Consider the following 19,357-nt stretch of genomic DNA (forward strand, 5'->3'; position numbering starts at 1 on the left):
CGGCCCGGCCGCCTCAAAGGCTGCGAATGCGGGGCATCTGCGCCGGCGCGGTCAGTGCCGTCACGGCCCAGACCAGCGCGTCGAGCCGGTCCGGCGAGCGTCCGGTCGACAACCCGTCCGGCCCGAAATCGCACATCTCGTCTTCCAGCTCGGCCAGACTGCCGACATGGTGGACGCGGTTCTGCTCGTAAAGCGCGGCGACAGGCTCGGCCCGCAGCCACTTGCCGCGCATGGCCCGGACGCTCGACACCGGCACATGGGGCGCGACGGCCTGGATCACCGATGTCACCATGTCGCCGCCCTGGTTCACTTCGACCACGAGCCGGTCGGCCTCCAGCTCGCCGAACAGCGCGACCGCCCGCGCCGCCCATTCCGGCGGCTTCAATCCGCGCCGGCTGCGATCGGCCAAGACATAGACCTGCCCGTCCTCGCCGAGCCCCGCCGCGACGATGCCGCAGGCGTCCGAGCGATGGGTCGCCGTGGCCGGCGGATCGACAGCCACCACCACGCGCCGCAGCGCGGGCGCGACGCGCCGCCGGTTGCGGTCGATCGTGGCGCGGTCGAACAGCGCGTCCTCACGCCCTTCCACAAGCTCGCCGTCGAGTTCCTGCCGTCCGAGCCGCGAGCCGCCATAGCGCGCCTGCATCGCCTCGAAGAAGCCGGGCGCGAGATGGGCGCGGTTCTCAACCGTACGCATATGGGTCACGCGCGTTCCGGGCTCGGCCATCAGGCGTTTGAGAAGCGGCACGGCGCGCGGCGTCGTGGTCAGCGCCATGCGCGGGCTTACGCCCAAGCGCAGGGCCAGTTGCAGATTGTCGAAACAGTCTTCCGCATGAGTCCATTTGGCGAGTTCGTCGCCCCAAGCCGCGTCGAACTGATAGCCGCGCAAAGCGTCAGGGTCTTCCGACGAGAAGATCTGCGCCACCGCGCCATTGGCAAACACCAGCCGGCGGCGCGTTGCCTCGAACACGGGCGGCGTCTCATAGTGTAGCCCGCGCAGCCCGCTCTCGCCCTCGATCATCACCTCGCGCGCGTCGCCCAGCGTTTCGGCCAGAAGCGCGATCCGTCCGTGAACGCGGCCGGCCAGCGGAGCGAGGCCCAGCGCCAGCGCGCGCACCCACTCGGCCCCCGCCCGCGTCTTGCCCGAGCCTCGGCCGCCGATCAGCAGCCATTGTCGCCAGTCGCCGGGCGGGGGAAGCTGTGCCGGCCGGGCGAGCGCGGCCCATTCCGGCATGGCGCGCGCCAGAACGCGCCGGGGCTGGCGACCGATCTCCGCCTCCACCTCCTGCCAGAACTCGCCTTCGCTCAAAGCTCCCAGTGCCTCGTCGCCGCTCAAGCGCCGGCACCCGAAGCACCCAGCCCGTCGAACAGGCTCGCGCCCACCGGCCGGCGCGCGTCGAGCGCGCGCAGGCGCTTCAGCATTTCTTCGCGCAGCCGCTCGGTGGCGGCATCGTCGCCCTCCGCCTGCGCGGTCAGGCCCAACGTCTCGATCTGGCGCAGTTCCAGAAGCTTCTCCAAACTCCGCGTCAGATGGCCGATCGCCTCGATCCGCGCCTTGGTGTCGGCCGGGCGCAATGCGCCGTCCGCTTCCGTTTCACCCTCCGCGCCCCGCTTTCGCTTGGCCGGCCGCGCCGCCTCCAGCGCCGTCATTTCCTGCGTCAGGGCCCGCAGCAGCCGATCCGACAAAAGCTTGCCGGCTTTGGCTCGTCCCGCCATGCCACCCCCTCGAATGCAAAAAAGCGGCCGCTCCTGCCGGAACCGCCGCTTTTGAACCCACTCTCTCGATTGTGTCTGAAGACTACCAGAGCACCGTGACGCAGTCAAGGACTATTTTCCTATTTGAGAATCATCGCCCGATGGCGCACCGGCATAGCCATCGCCTGGGTCCTCGCCCGGCCAGTCGGCCAGATGATCCTCGTAGTCCTCGGGCTCCAACCCTTCCTCGCTGACCGTCTGGCCCTGAACCGAGACGCCCGCCAGATGCACGGTCTCAGGGTCGCCCGAAATCAACGGGTGCCACCATCGAAGATCCCGCCCTTCCGCCACAAGCCGATAGCCGCAGCTCGGCGGCAACCAGGGGATGGAGCGCACGGTCGCGGGGTCGAGCGCCACGCAGTCCGGCACGCTCTCGAAACGGTCCACATAATTGGAACAGCGGCAACTCTCGCCGTCCAGGAGCTTGCAGGCGAGATGAGTCCAGATGATCTCGCCGGTGTCCCAATCCTCCAGCTTGTTCAGGCAGCAGCGCCCGCAGCCGTCGCAGAGGGATTCCCACTCCTCCGACGTCATTTCCTCCAGCGTCTTGCGCTTCCAGAAGGGTATGTTGCTCAAAGACCGCACCTGACGAATTGCTTCATGATTTCCGCTTTCGGCCTTGTTCCGCCACGCAATCTCCACACCTCTTCCCTCAGGAAGGGTCGCTAGGACAAGGCATTCGATTGTCTCTCGAATCGCTTCCTGTAGAATGAGCCGAAGGGCCAGAGAAGCCTGCCGGAGGATGGTGTCGCCCGTGCCCAGACCAGTTCCCCCCAAGCCCGGAAAACGCAAGCTTCCCTTCGGCCTGATCGAGATCGACGCCTGGCTGGACAGCAGCTTGTGGCGGTTTTTTCATGGCATTTCCAGGTTCTGGGAATCGGTCACGATCTTTTCGCGTCGCTTTCGCGTGCGCGGGCCGAACCGGATTGCTGTCGAACTGTGCTGCGAGGCGCTGACGCTCGGCCTCGTCGGCTTCGTCCTGCTGCTGACACTCGCCCAGCCCGCCATGAAGATGACGCGGCATGGCTTGCCCCAGCAGGCGGATTTCTCCGTTCAGTTTCTGGACCGACACGGCAACGAGATCGGCCGACGCGGCATCCTCAAGGCCAATGCCGTTCCCATCGACGAGATGCCCGATCACTTCGTGAAGGCGGTTCTGGCGACCGAAGATCGCCGCTTCTTCGAACATTGGGGCATCGATTTTCTCGGCCTCGCCCGCGCGCTGGGTGAGAACGCGCGCGCCGGCGGCGTCGTGCAGGGCGGCTCAACGCTGACCCAGCAGCTCGCCAAGAATGTCTTCCTGTCCAACGAGCGCTCGCTGGAGCGCAAGATCAACGAGGCCTTCCTCGCGCTCTGGCTCGAAGCCAATCTGACCAAGCGCGAGATTCTCGGCATGTATCTCGACCGCGCCTATATGGGCGGCGGCACCAATGGCGCAGCGGCGGCGGCGGAGTTCTATTTCGGCAAGAATATTCGCGACGTGAACCTGCCCGAAGCGGCCATGCTGGCGGGCCTCTTCAAGGCGCCGACGCAATATGCGCCGCACAACAATCTCCCGGCCGCGCGCGCCCGCGCCAATGTCGTGCTCGGCGCCATGGTGGATGCCGGCTTCATGACCGAGGGCCAGGTCGTCGCCGCACGGCGTCATCCCGCCACCGCCGTCGACCGGGCCTCCGCGCTCCCCGCACCCGACTATTTCCTCGACTACGCCTTCGACGAAATCCAGCGCATCGCGTCCGACTTCCCCCAGCGCACCTTCGTCGCCCGCACCACGATCGACATGGGCCTCCAGAAGCTTGCGGACGAAAGCGTCGATTTTCACCTGCGTCAGTTCGGCAAGACCTATGGCGTGGAAGAAGGCGCGATGGCCGTGCTGGACGACGAAGGCGGGCTCGTCGCGCTGGTCGGCGGGCGCGATTATGGCCTGTCGCAGTTCAACCGCGCGACGCGCGCGCTCCGCCAGCCGGGCTCGTCCTTCAAGGCCTATGTCTATGCCAGCGCGATGGAGAACGGCCACAAGCCGACCGATTTCATCGTCGATGGCCCCGTTCGCGTCGGCAATTGGATGCCGCAGAACTACGGCAATTCCTTCGCCGGCCGCATTCAGATTCAGGACGCCATGGCCCGCTCGCTGAACACGGTCGCCGTCAAGCTCAGCCAGGAAGTCGGCCCCGGCAAGGTCGCCGCGCTCGCCAAGTCCTTCGGCGTCGAGACGCCGCTACGCGGCGACAAGACGATCGCGCTCGGCACCAACGAGGTCACGGTTCTGGATCAGGCCACCGGCTATTCCGTCTTCCCGGCGGGCGGCCTGTCCTCGCAGCGCCATTCCATCGAGCAGATATCGCTCGCCGACGGCACGATCCTGTGGGACGCCCGGCGCGATCTTCCCCCGCGCCACCGTGTCCTCTCCGAACAGGCGACCAAGAGCATGAACGAGATGTTCGTGCGCATTCCCGAGGTCGGCACGGCCCGCCGCGCGCGCCTCTCCATGACCCGCGCCGGCGGCAAGACGGGCACGACGCAAGGCTATCGCGACGCCTGGTTCGTCGGCTTCACCGGCAATTTCACCGCCGCCGTCTGGTACGGCAACGACAGTTTCAAGCCGACCAACAAGCTGACGGGCGGCGGTCTGCCGGCCATGACCTGGCAGCGCTTCATGGAGTCGGCGCATCAGGGCATCGACCTTCGCCCGATCCCCTTCATCGACAATCCCATTCCCGCGCCGGGCTCGATCGAGGTGGCCAAGACCGAAGGTGCGGGGGACATTCCGCGCATCACCCGCCCGAGCCTCGTCAACAATCAGACGCAGAAGGTGCTGGCGGATCTGGAGCGTCTGATGCAGTCGGCCACTCCCGTCCCGCCGGGCAAGCTGGCCTCGGCCGCCGCGCGGAGCACTGCCCGCCCCCAACCCGCTGTCGCCAATCCGTGACGCGTGGTTCGGACAGGCCCATTGCCCTGGCTGGCACAGGCCAGGGCTCTGGCGCGCGGCACCATTCGCGGCGATAAGGTCGGACGATGCGTTTTCTGTTCTTGATCCTTATCGCTCTCGCGATCGCGCTTGGTCTCGGCTCCTACTCGGCCGCCTGGATGATCGATCATTTCGAGGGCACCGAGATCGTCGTGGTCGGCCCTTGGCACGCCGATCGAACCGCCGGCTCGCCCAATGCCGATCCTTATGCCAAGGCGCGTCAGGCGCGTTCGGGCAATCTCACGCTCGGGCTCGGCGAAGGCGTCGCCTTTCGCGCGCGGGTCGATTCCCAAAACCGGGAGTTGCGCCGCGAATGCACATACCAGTTGGAAGGCGCCTATCCGCCCGCGCGCATCGCGACGCTCGCGGCCTATGATTTCGAAGGTCGGCTGATCGAGGCCGGCAACAACCGGCCGAACCACCTCGTCTCGCTCCATTGGATGCGCAACGACCGCAACGAGGCGATCATCTCGGTTGGCCCCGTGGCTCGTCCCGGAAACTGGCTGGCCACCGTCGGAGACGGCGGCTACATCCTGGCCCTCACCTTCTATGACACGCCGGTGAGCACCGATAGCGGCGCCGCGCCGATCGCCATGCCCCATATCGTGAGAACGGACTGCCAGACGAATGGGTAAGCTGCTTCTGGCCATTCTGGTCGGCCTCGTCGGGGCCGGAATCGTCCATATCGCGATCATCTTCGCCATTCCCGGCCAAGCCGACAACGACGCCTGGAGCCGCCTGTCGCGGCTCGGCCCCTTGTTTCAGACCGTGCGGATCGGCTTCGAAGAACCCGAAAGCGATCGGCACGCGGCCTCCCCAGCCGGCTTCGTCTTCGTGGACCCCGCCTTTATCGACGTCGCCTGCCGCTTCTCATTGAAGGATGGACCCGCGCGCCTGTTTTCGGACGAGAAGACGCGCTTCTGGACGGCGTCGATCTACGCGCATAATGGCGACAATCTTTATTCGATCAGCGAGCGCGTGGCCCTCGAAGGCCGGCTCGACCTTCTGGTCGGCACCAGCGAGCAGCTCGATCTCGCGCGCATCGAAGGCTCGTCCGGCGATATTCCGACAGTGCCTGTCGCGGTTGCGGGTCAGGACGGCTATCTCACGGTTCGCGTTCTCGTACCGTCCGAGAGCGAGCGCCCCTTCGTGGATCGTTTCGCCCGTTCGGTTACCTGCCGCCCGGCAACGCCCGAGGAAGCCGGCACCACGGAGCCCTGACGGGGCCAGCGCGTTCTGACAACCTCTTTTCAGGCGGCATGAGATATCAGACGCCTCGTCTCACCGCCGAACCAAAAACCCACGGTTTTCGGAAGCGCGGGCATCTGGCTAAGCTTCGGCTCCCATCCCCATTCCAATTCTTATCGAGCGGGACTGCCGAACGCTCAGCGCGCCTGCAAAGTCCGCTCGGCATCAGCTTCCCTGAGATGAATCAAGCATCCGCTTCGTCCACCGCCTTGAAGCTTCGGCGGGCCAGTGTGCGCTCGTCGCTGCGTACGGGCACGAATTCGGCGATCCGCTCCCGCCGGATGCACGGCAGGATCACGATGTTCCCGCCTTCCGGCCCCCGCCATGGGCGGCCTGCCAGATACGGTCTCGGCGACGGAACGAGTTGATGAACCTCAGCCATGTGTTTCCCCTCCTTGATTGAGCCTGACGTCCACTCCTTCCAACGACGCCATGACCTGTGACGGAGCCCCTGGATCGGCGGGCTCATCAGTCGAACCGCCCGTCCTCGAGACTCGATTTATGTCCCGCCGATCGGGAAGCAACCCGACGATTGGCGGGGCAAAGCGCGAGACTGAACCCAGCCTTGCAGGCCCGAAAGATCCCCGCCTTTGCTGATGTCGATTACACGTTTGCAAGGTTAACAGGTTGCTAAGAATTTTGCTCTAATCCTGACGGTTGCATGGCCGCCACACCCTACCCCCTCGGAGCACTATGAAGGACGCAGCACCGCGTATCTTCCGATCCCTTGAACGCCAGTTCGGCCAGGGGGAATTCGACACCGTCGTGGCTGCCGCTGTGGCGACCTTCGGCTCGTTGCGAAATCCGAGCGCCGCGCAGGTGGAGGATCTCAGCCGCCTCGTGGTTCCGCTCTGGAACCGCATCCGAACCGAGACCAAGCGCAATCTGGCGGCTTCCCTGTCCCATGCCGGCCGTGTGCCGCGCTCGCTCGTGGAGCTGATGCTGGAAAGCCCGGTCGAGGTGTCGGCCCCCTTCCTCGTGTCGAGCCCGGTTCTCAGCGAAGCCGATCTGGCGACGCTGGCCGCTTCGCCCGACGAGCGCGTGGCGCGGCTGGTGCGCAACCGCGATGCGCGCGGCATCACCCCGCCGCCTGTTTCCACCAAACCGCAGGTGCAGGTCACGGCGATGCCGCCCGCCGCGCCTTCGCTATCCTCCGAGACGCCCGCGCCCATCCAGGAACCAGAGATCGAAGCGCCTTCGCTGGCGGCCGACTTCCTGTCGGAAACCCCGTTCAACGCCCGCACGCCCGCTCCGGGCCGGCGAATGCCGCCCCGCAACGCGGACGAGGCCCGCGAGCTTCTGCGTCGTCTGGCGACCGCCGGGCGCGGTCCGGCCAAGCCGCAAGCAGCCCCCGATCTGACGGATCTGATGAACGCCGCCTTCTCGCGGGAAGAGGTTCTGTTCTACGAGATTCTGACCGAAATCTTCTCGCTCGAAACCTCCATGCTGGAGCGCATCGTCTCCGAGCCGACGGGTGAAACCTTGGCTGTCGCGCTGAAAGCCTTGAAGGCCAGCCCCGCCGACGCCTTGAGCATTCTCATGCTCCTGAAGCCGGCTGTCGGGCTGGATGTCGCGACTTTCGATTCCATGGCCCGCTTCTATAAGGCGCTTCCCGCCGAAGAATGCCGCAGCCTCATCGTCACCGCGCGCCACGCCCCCCTCACCTCGCCCGAGGTCTACCGCAATGTCGACAACACGCGGCGCGATTTCGGCCGCCGCATCGCCCGCCCGTTGAACCGCGAGGCGAAGGGCTGAGCCGGATTTGAGACGGAAGGCAAAGTCCTGCTCTTTGATGATGCGCATGCGCCCCGGCATAAGATCGGAGCGTCATCCGACCCTCATGGTCCGGGCATCATAGGAGAGCGTCACGCATGGGCGGCGTTGATCAGCAGGATAGCGCGGAGGTCTCCGGCAACTGGCCCAATATCCCCAGCGCCTTCCCGAAGGAAGCGACGGACGACGCTCTGACAAGCCGGACGGTGCGCAAATACGCATCCATCGCATCGACTGTCGTGTCCACAGGTCTTTCCGCGACCAGCAACGCCAAGCATCTGGCTCTGGTGGGCGTCGGCGGCTTGGCGATCGGCGGAACAGCCGGTGTCGGTCTTCTGGTGGCTGGCGGCGTCATGACGGCGGCAGGCATGGCCACATCGGCCGTTTCGTTCAGCAGCACGATGGATCATCTGGAAGGCCTGAGCGACATCGAGCTCACGCACAAGATCGGCCGCAAGAAGCACGCCTGCCGATGCCTCGCCCATCACGAGACGGGCGTGCAGGATCACGCCATGATTCTGAATACGGTCTTGCCCTACATCATCGCCAAGAAGAAGGTCAAAGCCGGCAAGAAGGCAGCCGGCATGGTGGGCCTGTCATTAGTGACGGCCGCTCATCGCCTCGGCAAGGCCGTGTACAAGGGCGTGAAAGGGACAAAGGGTAAGAACCGCAGCCATTACGCCAATATTCTGGCGCGCCACGTCGTGACACATGAGTGCGATCTAGTTCGCAGCATCGTCACCGAATTGTTTTCAGCCGAGGACTACAAAGCGATCCGCCAGATGGGCTCGACATTGGCGGGGGAATTGATCGCAGGGAAGATGAAATCCGTCTGAGCGCGTATCCTACGCGCCGATAGGCGGCGTTTGGCGACGGGCCTGAGATTCCCTGCGGCCAGTCCCCGGCGGAGGATCGGCGAGGGATTCTCGTCGCCCACGAGGCGCCGAAGGCAGTCGATGCCGGCGGCATCGGCGAGGATCGGCAACGAAATGGGTGGCGGAAAGCACCGCCGAGCCGACCCGGGGGAATTTTCGGACAGGCTCTGAAGCAGCTGCCGAACCGTTGGAGGTGATGTCGCCTATACCTCCGAGCGCATGAGAGCGGTTTCGATCAGGTCTTCTTGCGCCTCCGCCCTCCTATGCCTCGCGAGGGCTCACGCCTACCCTTCCTCTTCCACCAGCATCAGATAAACCTCCGGCGTCTCGGTCTCGATCTCCACCATCCAGAAGTCGGGATCGAAGCGGGCTTCGCGCTCCAGGCGCTGGCGCAGCGCATCGTCATCGCTCGCCGCCTCGCGCAGGAAGCGTCTCTCGCCGCCTTCGCCGGCCATGGTCTGCGGCGCGGGGCCGAAGAGTTGCAGCGCGCCCGATCGCCCGCGCACCGCCACGAAGATCGCGCCCGCCGCCTCCGAGCCGCGCCGCTCGACGGCGGCGAAGCCGCCATCGGCAAAGACGCGGCGCAGAAGCGCCGCGACGAAGATTTCACTGGTGAGCCGCATGGGACCGCCGTCAGCGCGACGCCGAAGCGCCGGTCTCGTTCAGCCGGTCCAGCACCTCGCGGCTCGGCTCGCCCGTCACCTCCAGGCTTTCCAGCGCCTGAAAGGTGCGGATCGCCGCGCGCGTGCGCTCGCCCATGATGCCGTCCGCCTTGAGATCGGCGACGCGCGCTTCGGCGAGCTTGGCCTGGATCTGGCGCACCAGATCCGTGTCTGGCCCCGCCCCGATGCCCCCCGTGGCGGCCGGATCCACGGTGCCGCCCGCAGCCAGCCGCGCGATGGGATCGTCGCTCGCGGACGGCGGGTTGGCGGCCTGCCGGAGCTGGCTGAGAAGCAGCGGCGTCGCCATGCCATCCACCTTCAGCCCGCGCGCGGACTGGAAGTCGCGGATCGCCATGTCCGTCGCCTGACCCGGCCGGCCGTCGATATCGGCCTTGTAGTAGCCTTGCTGGGACAAGAGCACCTGCGCCTCGCGCACCAGCGGAAACGGCATGATGCGCGGATCATTGGCCACGGCGTTCGAGGGCGCGGCGACGGCGGCACGCGCGGTCGGCACGGGCGCGGCCTGCGCCGCGCCGGTCAGGCGTGTTTCGGCCAGCCGCGTCGTCTGGGCTCCGCGCGTTGCGAGCATGGGGTGAGGGTGACGCCCCGCCTGCCGGTTCAGCGCATTGTCGGCCACGATTCCGGCCAGCGTCGAGAACAGCGCGAGGCTGGCGAACAGAACCGGCCGGGCCGCGACGATGCCGGCCCCGGTGCGAAGCACGCGGGCTCCGACGTGGCCGGCCGCCGCGCCAAGGCCCGGGCGCTTGTCAGGCCGAGCGGCGGGTCGGGAAGGCTTGCGAGGAGAGACTGGCTTTTTGACGGGCATGGGTCAGGGCAACGACATTTTCGGATGGGGTTTCACCGGCGCGCGGGCGCTCGGCACAATCGGTGGGGATGCGCACCGTAACGGTGGTGCCGCGTCCCTCCAGGCTCGAGATCTCCATGGTTCCGTGGTGAAGTTCGGCAAAGCCGCGTACGAGCGACAGGCCAAGGCCCGTTCCCTCGTATTTGCGGCTAAGCCCCTGAGAGAGTTGCACGAAGGGACGTCCCAGGCGCGCGATGTCGCAAGACGCGATGCCGATGCCCGTATCCGTCACCTGCATCACCAACTCGTCGCGCTCGACCCGAGCGCTCAGGCACACCGTGCCTTCGTCCGTGAACTTGACGGCATTGGCCAGAAGATTGACCAGAATCTGCTGGCACGCCCGGCGATCGGCCGTGACGGTTTCCGCCTCGGGCGCGGTGCGCAGCACGAGCCGCAGTTTCTTGCGCTCGACCTCGCAGCCGACCAGTTCGGCAGCCGCCGCCGCGACATCGGCGACGACGAAGGGCTCCATCGAAAGCTCGTAGCGCCCCGCCTCGATCTTCGAGACGTCGAGCAGCCCGTTGACGATTTCCAGAAGATGCTGGCCCGAGCGACGGATCAGGCCGACATAATCCTTCTGACGGGGGTCGGGAAACGGCCCGAAGGTCTCGCCCTCGAGAAGCTCGGAGAACCCGATAATGGCGTTGAGCGGCGTGCGCAGCTCATGCGACATGGCGGCCAGAAACGCCGTTTCCATGGTCGGCGCGGCGGGCTCGGATGCTTGTGTCTCCTCCGCCTCGGCTTCCAGAACCTCCAGCTCGATGCGCAGGAGATCGCCGAGCTTGCCGCGCACCGGCTCCAGCCTGATAGCGTGGCTGCGGAACGAGCCGGGTTCGGCGCCATGAAGGCGCAGGCGGAGGTTCATTGCGTCGCTGCCCTGGCGCAGGCTGTCCAGAGCCTTCAAGAACAGAACGCGATCGAGAAGGTGCAGCTGCTGGCTGAAGGCGGTCCCCGCCTGGGCTCCATCGAGCGCACGCCCCTCGCCGTCCAGCATCACGCAAGCGCGAGGGCGCACGATCTCCGCACCCGCCTTGGCGCGAAGCGCAAGACGGTGCAGGACGAAGGCGACATAGGCCGTGATGAGAGGCAGCGCGACGACCGTGCCGGCAAAGCCCCGATCCGTCGGGCCCAACCCGTGCAGGGACAGGAAGCCCACGAGACCCGCGCCCAGAAACACGGCCGGCAGCATCAGGCGAAACAGGAGACGCTGGTGCGCCAGCCGCGCCTCGACCGGGCCGACCAGCAGAAGGCAGAGCGGCCAGAAACTGTCGATCTCCACCGCGAGAAGCGAGAGCATGGCCGCAACCAGCGTGTAAAGCCCAGCGGTCGCCAGATCGGTTTCGCCCGTCGCCGCAATGGTGACGGCCGCCATCAGCGCCGCGAAGCCCAAAACGAGCGCGCAGGCGATCGGCATGATCCCGAAGCCGGCCACGCCCAGAAGCGGGGCCGCCATGGCGCAGACAAGGCCCGACATCACGAGCCCGCCACAGATCGAGGCAAGACGGCGCTTGGCGCGCATCGTCGCCGCCGGCACATCGATCATCATCTGACACCGGGAAGCCCAGGCGCTGCCCACGCGGCGAAAGGCACCCGAATGTCCTTCCGTCTGCGCGTATTCCAATGGAATCATCACCGATCCACACGTCCCGGTCGGGGCATCGGGCGTCGTCATGACACCGCCGAACCGCACTTCAACATCCGTCGATCTTGGCTCTTAACCTTTTAAGGAAGCCATAAATTGGGGGTCGGGATCGCCGTTTCGGCGCTCCAAAGCCCGATCCCCGGCGAGTTCTCGAAACATGGTTAATGGTGAATTAACAATGCTTTTCCCTGCGATTACAGCCACTTGAGAATCGCATCCCGTCCGGTTCACCAAGCCCTACCCCCAGGTTTTCCGGCAGCACCCCCTGCAATTTGAAACGGATTCGAGTCAAAAGGGAGCGACCGGATCATGTGCCGGAACAGGGTCTTACGGGTCGTCCGTCCATGCGCTTCTTGATCAAGATCGCCTTCCTGATCGGCCTGATCGCCCTGTTCCTGCCGGGGCACAGGGACAAGGATGGCGCGAGCGACCCCGGCCTTTCGCCGGTGGTTCTTCTTTATGGCGTGCAGCAGGCCTTCTCGGATCTCGGCGGCTTCTGCGACCGATCGCCGGCGGCCTGCGCCAGCGCGCGGGATGCGGCGAGCTTCGTTGTAGCTCGGGTGCAGGAAGGGGCCGTGATCGGCTATGGCCTGATCCGCGAGAAGATGGCCGGCGAAAAGCCCGCGCAGCCTGCCCCGAATGACCCGCCCGTGCCGCCGCGCGCCTATACGCCGCCCGGCACCGCCCGCCCCAACGCCTCGATCACGACCGGCAGCGTCGCGCCTGGTGCGCCGGCGGCCCTGTCCTTCGCCGCGCCCGAGCGCCCCGCGCCCACGCCCATCGCGATCCGGCCCGCCCTGCAGACGCCTGCGCCCAACGCGACCGCCGCGCGGCCGCTGCCGCAGCCCTATCGCAAGCCCGTTCCGGCTGATGCCCCCGCAGCCGCCAAGGCGCCCGAATCCAAGACGCCGGCGATGTCCCAAGCGGCGAAGACGGCCGAGGTCGCGCCGCCGATTCCCGACCGTGTTCCGGGCAGCCCCAAGCCGTTTCGGATGCCGGCCATGGCGGGCGGGGCCGACGAGCCGCTCCATCCCGTGCCGCAGGCGATTCTGCCGCCTGAGCGCGCGCCGTTGCCGCGCTTTGCGCCCCGTGCCTGACAAGCCAGTCCCCTCTCCTTATATGGAGGCTTGAAGAGCGGTACGCGGCAGGGAATCGACCATATGAGAACGATCGAAGACATCCAGAGCGATTTCGAGCTTCTGGACGATTGGGAAGATCGCTATCGCTATGTGATCGAGCTGGGCCGCGAGCTGCCGCCGCTGGCGCCCGAAGACATGAACGAGGCGACCAAGGTTCCTGGCTGCGTCAGCCAGGTCTGGCTGACCAGCGCCAGCGACGGCGCGAGCCCGCCGCATTTGACCTTTGCCGGCGCGTCGGACGCCCATATCGTGCGCGGTCTCGTCGCCATCGCGCTGGCGCTTTATTCCGGCCGCAGCGCGCCCGAGATTCTCTCCACCGACGCCGAAACCCTGTTCACGAGCCTCGGCCTGAAAGAACACCTCACGCCGCAGCGCTCCAATGGTTTGCGCTCCATGGTGGCCCGCATCCAGCGCGACGCCAAGCTGGCGCTGGACGCGGCGGCCTGACATTCATCAGCTGGAGCCGGCCTTCCAGCCGCGCAGCCGGCCGCTCCCCTCCCCTGCCTGATGAACGAGGCCATAGTGCCGGGCGAGCGCGCCGAGCCCGGCCTTGAGCAGGAGCTTGGCCGAGCGCACGGGCCAATGGCGCTCGCGCTCCACCTGCTCCGTGCCTTTCAGGAAGCAGCAGATATCGATCAGCACGCCCGATAGTTCCGGGCCGACGGCCTGCAGCGCGACCTGAACCCGCCACCGGCAATCCAGCGCCGCGTCGGACAGATCGGCCTCGCCATTCCGGCTGCCGCCGCCGGGCATACTGTCCCAGCGCTGGGTGACCGAGGGCATCATCGCGCCGCGCGTCCAGTCGCGGCGCAAGCGCTCGCCGGCCTCCGCCTCAGGCCCCGAAAGCCAGGCTTGCCCATCGGCCCCCTTGCGGGTGGCCAGCCGCGCCAAAGGCGATTCGTCGTCGATCTTGCGCGCGCCCATCAGAACCCCTCCCCATGTTCGCCTGGCAGCGTCAGCTGGCGGCAGGCGCGCGACAATTGCTCCATGCGCGTCAACAGCCGATCGAAATCGGGATCGTCACGTTCGTCCTCGATCCGCTGCAAGGCATAGGCGACGCTCGTTCGATCCCGCCCGAACCCTTTGGCGACGAAGACCAGCGGCAGCTGAAAGGCGACATGGGCGAGGTAGATCGCCGTGTGCCGAGCATGGGCGATGTCGGCGCGCGCCCGGCGCGGAGATAGGATGTCGGGCGCGGCAATACCGAAGAAGGCCGAGACGATCTCGGCCGACACCTGGCATTGCAGCCGCTGCTGCTGGGGGGGAATGGGCAGGAAGCGAGGCAGCGGTCGCGGACCCGGATTCGGCCGATGGCTTTGGGGAGGCATGAATGTCCTCTTTGGAATCACAAGGCCGAAGGCTAAGCCATGCCCAGCGCATGTAGGATTATTTTCTTATATGTTCTCTTTTTGTTCTAGCATCAAACCCAGATCCGCCAAGGGTTTGAGACCCGCTTTTCCACAAGCGCAGAGCGAAAAGCCGGCGAACTTATCCCCCGATCGGCCGATGGCCTCACCTTCGTGGGACATCCCGACCCCGGAGACAGTCCCATGCTGCCCAAATCCAACTCTTCCGCCATCGCGCGTTTCGAAGCCGAGCTTCGTCAGGCGGCGCGCGTCTTTGCGGCCCGCGATCTCGCTCGCCCCGAAACCGGCGAAGCGGCCGCGCTCGCCTTTGCGCGCCGCGTCGGGCTCGTGTCGCTGAAGGAAAACCATTTGAACGAGATCGGCACGGATGTGCGCGCCAAACTCGCGGCCCGTCTGGAAGAGGAGAACGCACGTCTTTTGCGAGCAGCCCGCCGCCAAGCGCCCGGCTATGATCTCAATCGCCATATGGCCATACGCCGAGCCTTGAACGCACTCGTCGCGGGCTGCGCCGCCCCGGCCTTGGCCCAGCCAACGCCCGACAAGCCGCTTTCGGGCCGCGAGTTGAACAGCCGTTTCCGTGCCCATGCGCGGCGGCGACCGGCTCACCCCGGTGAGACAGCGTCCGGCGCGAGCCGCGTCAGCAGCTCTTCGAGATCGCCGGCGATGGCCCTGTCGCTGGCCGCCTGCATGGCGCGGTAACGCCGGATCACCTCCAGCCCCAGCGCGGTCAAGGCCGCGCCGCCATGCCCCGCGCCGCCGCGATGCATCTCGACCAGCGGCGCGTCGAACGTGGTGTTCAGTTCCTCCACCAGCGTCCAGGCGCGCTTGTAGCTCATGCACATGCGCCGCCCGGCCGCGGCGATCGAGCCGGTGTCCCCGATGCCTTCCAGAAGATCGATCCGCCCCGGCCCGACGATCCGCTTCTCGCCGAAGACGAATCGCAGGCGCGTGACATGGGAGGCGGTGGGTTTTGGCGTAGTCTCGTCCATGCGGGGCTGCTCGCGGTGGGTCTGCGGGTCGCCAAGCTAACGAGTGTCGCCGCCCCTGCCCAGACCCGCCGCCGGGCTCAGTCGTTGTGGACCCGGTAATGCAGTTTCACGATTCCGTCCTGGCCCGCCTCGCAGGAGAGAAGCTCCAGCTTGCGCGAGCCGCGCCAGTCCGGCCTGATATCGAAGAGGCTCGGCGCGTCCGGCCGCCCGTCCGTCAGCGGCAGGACGAACTGCACGATCTCGTCCACCAGCCCGGCATTCAGGACCGATCCGTTGACCCCGCCCCCGCCTTCCAGAAGCAGGCGCTGGATGCCGAGATCGCGCGCCAGAATGTCCATCACCTTGGCAAAGTCGATCTCGTCCTTGCCGCCGAAGATATAGGACACGCCGCGCTTGCGCAGGAAGGCGAGATAATCGTCGGACACCCCCTCCGCGAGAATCGCGACGAAATGCTCGCCGTCGATATGGTCGCGCTTCCAATTCAGCTTGCCGGTGCGATCGACGGCAATGGCGAACTTGCCCGCCTTCGGCTGAGCATACCAGTTCGTGCGCTCGATCGGCTGGGTGGCGAGCCCCCGCTCCCATTCGCCGCCCGCGTCGAAATCCTCTTCCATCGTCACGCGCCCGACCAGCCAGGCATCGCCCTGGAGTTCTTCATGAGCCGATTCGAAGATGTCGGACGGAGCGTCGATCGCCCAGTCCTGCGTGAGGACGCGGCCGTCGATGGAGGTCATCATGAGGCAGAGAATATGAGGCTTCACAGAGGATCGCTTTCCAGAACACAAGTGAAAACGAAAACGCCGGCCCGAAGGCCGGCGTTCCCGAACTCGAAAGGCCGACGGCCGATCAGGCCGCCTGCTTCGTCTCGGCCAGCGAGGCCATGTCGATCACGAATCGATAATGAACGTCGCCCTTCACCGTGCGGTCGAAGGCTTCGTTGATCTCGGCGATCTTGATCGTCTCGATGTCGCAGGAAATCCCATGCTCGGCACAGAAATCGAGCATCTCCTGCGTCTCGGCGATGCCGCCGATCAAGGAGCCCAGCACCGTCTTGCGGCCGAAGATGAGGTTCACGCCGCTCACCGGCGGGTCGAGCGGGCCGATCACGCCGACGATGATATGGGTGCCGTCGCGCTTCAGCGTCGCGATATAAGGGTTCAGGTCGTGCGGCACGGGCACCGTGTCGAGGATGAAGTCGAACGTACCGGCGAGCGCCTTCATCTCTTCGTCGTTGGTCGAGAGCACGACATGGGTGCAGCCGAGTTCGCGCGCTTCGGCTTCCTTGGAGGCCGAACGGGTGAAGAGCGTCACCTCCGCGCCCATGGCGACGCCGAACTTGATCGCCATATGGCCGAGGCCGCCGAGCCCCACCACGGCCAGCTTCTGGCCCTTAGCAAGGCCGACATGCTTCAGCGGCGAATAGGTCGTGATGCCCGCGCAGAGCAGCGGGGCTGCGGCGGCGAGATCGAGATTCTCGGGCATCCGCAGAACGAACTTGTCGCGGACGATGATCTGATCGCTATAGCCGCCATAGGTCGGCTGCCCGTCGCGACGATCCTCGCCGGCATAGGTCGGCGTCATGCCGTTCTCGCAATATTGTTCCAGCCCCTCGGCGCAGGACGGGCATTCCTGGCAGGAATCGACCATGCAGCCGACGCCGACTTTATCGCCGACCTTGTAAGTGCTGACAGCCGATCCGACCTCGACCACGCGGCCGACGATTTCGTGGCCCGGCACCAGCGGGAAGGTCGCGACGCCCCAGTCGTTATGGGCCTGATGGATGTCGGAATGGCAGACGCCGCAATGGGTGATCTCGATGCGGACATCATCCTCGCGCAGGTCGCGCCGCTCGAAGCTCCAAGGCTTCATCGGGGCGCCGGCTTCCGTGCAGGCAAAACCGTAGCTGGGTGTCATGGTGCAATCCCTTCTGGCGCATCGGCTGTCTCAACCGGTCGCGCGCGAAATATATGCTGCGATCGCTGCGCGGCCAGTGCAAAACGAAAGCTTGGCTGACGACCCCGGCCCCGCGCGTCTGTTCTCCACGGCTATTCCTGCATTCATGCCGCTTGTGGCGTTCGCCATTGTTGGCTAGCGATCAACCATCAGGCTTGGGAGGCATTCGCCTATGATCGTGGTTTTCGGCTCGTTGAACGTCGATTTGGTCTGCCGGGTCGAGGCGATTCCCAAGCCCGGCGAAACCGTGCTCGCGCCGCGCTACGAGCGGATGCCCGGCGGCAAGGGCGCCAATCAGGCGACGGCCGCCGCGCGTGCCGGCGCGCAGACGCTGTTTGCCGGCGCGGTCGGGCGCGATTCCTTCGGCGAGGAAGAGGCCGCGATCCTGGAGCGCGAAGGGATCAACGTGTCCGCGCTCGCCCGCGTCGAGGAGGCGACGGGTTGCGCCTTCATCACGGTCGCGGCCGATGGCGAGAACGCCATCACCGTGGCGAGCGGCGCCAACCGCCTGGCCGACGCGGCGAGCCTTGCCTCGGTCTGGGCCAAGGCCCCCTCGGCCCTCGTGCTCCAGATGGAGCTGCCCTTTGAGGAGACTTTGCGGGCGGCGCGCGAGGCGCGCGACCATGGGGTGCGCGTGGTCCTCAATCTCGCGCCCGTGCCTGTCGGCGTCGATTCGGCTTCGCTGCGCGCGCTCTTTGCCGCGAGCGACATTCTGATCGTCAACGAGCATGAACTGGCCGAATCGGCGGCGATCCTGTCCGTTTCCGGCGCGGATGCCGACAGTCTCGCCAACGCTCTGGCCGTGGAGGCGGGCATCACCGTTCTCGCCACGCTCGGCGGCGACGGCGCGCTGATCGCGACGGGCCAAGGCGTGAGCGAACGTTTCCGCGCGCCTCGCATCGAGCCGGTGGACACGACCGGCGCGGGCGACACGCTCTGCGGCGTTCTGGCCGCCGGTCTCGACGCCGGCCTCTCCCTATCCGATGCCACGCAGCGCGCCGTCGCGGCCGCTTCGCTCGCCTGTCTCTCGTTCGGCGCGCGCAGCGCCATGCCGAAGGCGGAGGCGATCGACGCGTTCCTGGCTGGGGGGCAGGCCTGATGGCGGGAGCCTCCAAGCCGCGTATCGCCTTTCTCGGCGAATGCATGGTCGAACTCTATCACCGGCCCGGCGACGAGGTCGGCGTCATGCGCCGCACGGTCGGCGGCGACACGCTGAACGCCGCCGTCTATTGCCGCCGCGCGCTCGGCGAGACCGACGCGGCCGATGTCCATTACGTGACCCGCGTCGGCGACGACGCCTTCGGCCTCGAAATCCCTGCCTTCATCCAGGACGAAGGCGTCGAGACGGAGCATGTCGAGATCGCCAAGGGCGAGACGACCGGGCTCTACGCCATCTCGCGCGACGACAAGGGCGAGCGGTCCTTTTCCTATTGGCGCTCGGCCTCGGCCGCGCGCCGCCTTTTTGCCGAGGCCCGCGACGAGGCACTGGAAGCGGAGCTCGAAACGTTCGACGGGCTCGTCTATTCCGGCATCTCCCTCGCCATTCTCTCCCCCGAAGGACGCGAGCGGCTTCTGGCACTCGCCGGCCGCATGAAGGTGGCGGGCCGCATCGTCGCCTTCGACGGCAATTATCGCCCTCGCCTTTGGGCTTCGAGGGAGGAAGCGGCAGAGACCATCGCCCGCGCCCATGCCCATGCCAGCCTCAGCCTGCCGGGTCTCGACGACGAGCAGGTTCTCTATTGCGATCCGGATGCGACCAGCGCTGTGCGCCGCCTCCTCGCGCTCGGCGCGACCAGCGCCATCGTGAAATCGGGCGGCGAACCGGCCCTTCTGGGTGACGCCACGGGCCTGCGCGAAGTCGCGGGCGTGAAGGCGCCGCGCATCGTGGACACGACCTCGGCCGGCGACAGTTTCAACGGCGCGGCGCTCGCCGCTCTTGTCAGCGGCGCGAACCTGGAAGAGGCCGCGCGCGCGGGCCATCGCATGGCGAGCGCCGTGATCGGCGAATATGGCGCGATCGTTCCGCGCGAGGCGACATGGTGGGCCGAGGGCCCGCGCCAAAACTGAACAAACCAAAGGCGCCGGATCGCTCCGGCGCCTTTTCTCTTTGTGCCGGGCCGA

At 66.5% G+C, this 19,357-nt stretch carries 22 protein-coding genes; 9 read left to right on the forward strand and 13 right to left on the reverse strand.

Annotation, left to right across the window (positions count from 1 at the left end; translation table 11 throughout):
* Positions 1-13 precede the first annotated feature (13 nt).
* The 3 genes from AUL28_RS04295 to AUL28_RS04305 form a co-directional block, all read right to left on the reverse strand.
* A complete protein-coding gene (locus AUL28_RS04295; RefSeq protein ID WP_062230842.1) occupies positions 14-1,270 on the reverse strand; it encodes a DNA-packaging protein in 1,257 nt (418 codons plus the stop codon).
* Positions 1,271-1,332: 62 nt separating this feature from the next.
* On the reverse strand, positions 1,333-1,716 hold the full coding sequence (locus AUL28_RS04300) for a hypothetical protein (protein WP_062230792.1): 384 nt from the start codon (positions 1,714-1,716) through the stop codon (positions 1,333-1,335).
* A 111-nt stretch (positions 1,717-1,827) separates the two neighbouring features.
* Positions 1,828-2,331, reverse strand: a complete 504-nt coding sequence (locus tag AUL28_RS04305) for a YcgN family cysteine cluster protein (protein WP_082640255.1) — start codon at positions 2,329-2,331, stop codon at positions 1,828-1,830.
* 166 nt (positions 2,332-2,497) lie between these two features.
* Here AUL28_RS04305 and AUL28_RS04310 point away from each other — a divergent pair, with 166 nt between their 5' ends.
* The 3 genes from AUL28_RS04310 to AUL28_RS04320 all read left to right on the forward strand — a co-directional run bounded on the left by AUL28_RS04310 (position 2,498) and on the right by AUL28_RS04320 (position 5,944).
* The gene (locus AUL28_RS04310; protein WP_062230793.1) at positions 2,498-4,684 is read left to right on the forward strand and encodes a transglycosylase domain-containing protein; all 2,187 of its coding nucleotides are present in this window, start codon (positions 2,498-2,500) and stop codon (positions 4,682-4,684) included.
* 86 nt (positions 4,685-4,770) lie between these two features.
* A complete protein-coding gene (locus AUL28_RS04315; RefSeq protein ID WP_058600726.1) occupies positions 4,771-5,358 on the forward strand; it encodes a DUF1214 domain-containing protein in 588 nt (195 codons plus the stop codon).
* On the forward strand, positions 5,351-5,944 hold the full coding sequence (locus AUL28_RS04320) for a DUF1254 domain-containing protein (RefSeq protein ID WP_058600727.1): 594 nt from the start codon (positions 5,351-5,353) through the stop codon (positions 5,942-5,944). The genes AUL28_RS04315 and AUL28_RS04320 overlap by 8 nt, the downstream gene beginning before the upstream one ends.
* 211 nt (positions 5,945-6,155) lie before the next feature.
* Here the strand turns inward: AUL28_RS04320 and AUL28_RS04325 are convergent, their stop codons facing one another.
* Positions 6,156-6,353 carry a hypothetical protein gene (locus AUL28_RS04325; RefSeq protein ID WP_062230794.1) on the reverse strand — a complete coding sequence of 66 codons (198 nt, stop codon included), beginning with the start codon at positions 6,351-6,353 and terminating at the stop codon, positions 6,156-6,158.
* Positions 6,354-6,664: 311 nt separating this feature from the next.
* On the opposite strand from AUL28_RS04325, the gene AUL28_RS04330 reads away from it, so the two are divergent.
* Together AUL28_RS04330 and AUL28_RS04335 are read left to right on the forward strand one after the other, a co-directional pair.
* Complete coding sequence (locus AUL28_RS04330; protein WP_062230795.1) at positions 6,665-7,726, forward strand: hypothetical protein; 1,062 nt, start codon at positions 6,665-6,667, stop codon at positions 7,724-7,726.
* A gap of 116 nt (positions 7,727-7,842) precedes the next feature.
* Positions 7,843-8,580, forward strand: coding sequence for a hypothetical protein (locus tag AUL28_RS04335; protein ID WP_062230796.1), 738 nt, complete (start codon positions 7,843-7,845; stop codon positions 8,578-8,580).
* Between the two features lie 323 nt (positions 8,581-8,903).
* On the opposite strand, the gene AUL28_RS04340 is transcribed toward AUL28_RS04335, so the two are convergent.
* The 3 genes from AUL28_RS04340 to AUL28_RS04350 are packed head-to-tail and all read right to left on the reverse strand — an operon-like array spanning position 8,904 to position 11,776.
* Positions 8,904-9,242, reverse strand: coding sequence for a DUF1491 family protein (locus AUL28_RS04340; RefSeq protein ID WP_062230797.1), 339 nt, complete (start codon positions 9,240-9,242; stop codon positions 8,904-8,906).
* Positions 9,243-9,252: 10 nt separating this feature from the next.
* Entirely contained in the window at positions 9,253-10,002 is a 750-nt protein-coding gene (locus tag AUL28_RS04345; protein WP_062230798.1) for a peptidoglycan-binding domain-containing protein, read from the reverse strand.
* 46 nt (positions 10,003-10,048) lie between these two features.
* Positions 10,049-11,776, reverse strand: a complete 1,728-nt coding sequence (locus AUL28_RS04350) for a sensor histidine kinase (RefSeq protein ID WP_062230799.1) — start codon at positions 11,774-11,776, stop codon at positions 10,049-10,051.
* 356 nt (positions 11,777-12,132) lie between these two features.
* Between AUL28_RS04350 and AUL28_RS04355 the strand changes: the two genes are divergently transcribed.
* A complete protein-coding gene (locus AUL28_RS04355; protein WP_062230800.1) occupies positions 12,133-12,885 on the forward strand; it encodes a DUF5330 domain-containing protein in 753 nt (250 codons plus the stop codon).
* Between the two features lie 63 nt (positions 12,886-12,948).
* Positions 12,949-13,374, forward strand: coding sequence for a SufE family protein (locus AUL28_RS04360; protein ID WP_058600735.1), 426 nt, complete (start codon positions 12,949-12,951; stop codon positions 13,372-13,374).
* Between the two features lie 6 nt (positions 13,375-13,380).
* On the opposite strand, the gene AUL28_RS04365 is transcribed toward AUL28_RS04360, so the two are convergent.
* From AUL28_RS04365 to AUL28_RS04390, 6 genes are all read right to left on the reverse strand, one after another.
* Positions 13,381-13,851: a DUF6456 domain-containing protein gene (locus AUL28_RS04365; protein WP_062230801.1), complete on the reverse strand. Its 471-nt coding sequence runs from the start codon at positions 13,849-13,851 to the stop codon at positions 13,381-13,383.
* Positions 13,851-14,255, reverse strand: coding sequence for a helix-turn-helix domain-containing protein (locus AUL28_RS04370; RefSeq protein WP_062217064.1), 405 nt, complete (start codon positions 14,253-14,255; stop codon positions 13,851-13,853). The genes AUL28_RS04365 and AUL28_RS04370 overlap by 1 nt, the downstream gene beginning before the upstream one ends.
* A 66-nt stretch (positions 14,256-14,321) precedes the next feature.
* Complete coding sequence (locus AUL28_RS22525) at positions 14,322-14,759, reverse strand: hypothetical protein (RefSeq protein ID WP_156419888.1); 438 nt, start codon at positions 14,757-14,759, stop codon at positions 14,322-14,324.
* A gap of 137 nt (positions 14,760-14,896) precedes the next feature.
* The gene (locus AUL28_RS04380; RefSeq protein WP_062230803.1) at positions 14,897-15,283 is read right to left on the reverse strand and encodes a winged helix-turn-helix domain-containing protein; all 387 of its coding nucleotides are present in this window, start codon (positions 15,281-15,283) and stop codon (positions 14,897-14,899) included.
* Between the two features lie 77 nt (positions 15,284-15,360).
* Positions 15,361-16,044 carry a dihydrofolate reductase family protein gene (locus AUL28_RS04385; RefSeq protein WP_082640247.1) on the reverse strand — a complete coding sequence of 228 codons (684 nt, stop codon included), beginning with the start codon at positions 16,042-16,044 and terminating at the stop codon, positions 15,361-15,363.
* 85 nt (positions 16,045-16,129) lie between these two features.
* Complete coding sequence (locus AUL28_RS04390; protein ID WP_062230804.1) at positions 16,130-17,197, reverse strand: NAD(P)-dependent alcohol dehydrogenase; 1,068 nt, start codon at positions 17,195-17,197, stop codon at positions 16,130-16,132.
* 211 nt (positions 17,198-17,408) lie between these two features.
* Here AUL28_RS04390 and AUL28_RS04395 point away from each other — a divergent pair, with 211 nt between their 5' ends.
* Together AUL28_RS04395 and AUL28_RS04400 are read left to right on the forward strand one after the other, a co-directional pair.
* Positions 17,409-18,335 (forward strand): ribokinase, encoded by a 927-nt coding sequence (locus tag AUL28_RS04395; protein WP_062230805.1) that lies wholly within the window; start codon positions 17,409-17,411, stop codon positions 18,333-18,335.
* A complete protein-coding gene (locus AUL28_RS04400) occupies positions 18,335-19,303 on the forward strand; it encodes a sugar kinase (protein ID WP_062230806.1) in 969 nt (322 codons plus the stop codon). Before AUL28_RS04395 ends, AUL28_RS04400 begins: the two co-directional genes overlap by 1 nt.
* The last annotated feature ends 54 nt before the right edge of the window (positions 19,304-19,357 follow it).

Source organism: Aureimonas sp. N4, from assembly GCF_001463925.1.
GTDB classification, from domain to species: Bacteria; Pseudomonadota; Alphaproteobacteria; order Rhizobiales; family Rhizobiaceae; genus Aureimonas; species Aureimonas ureilytica_A.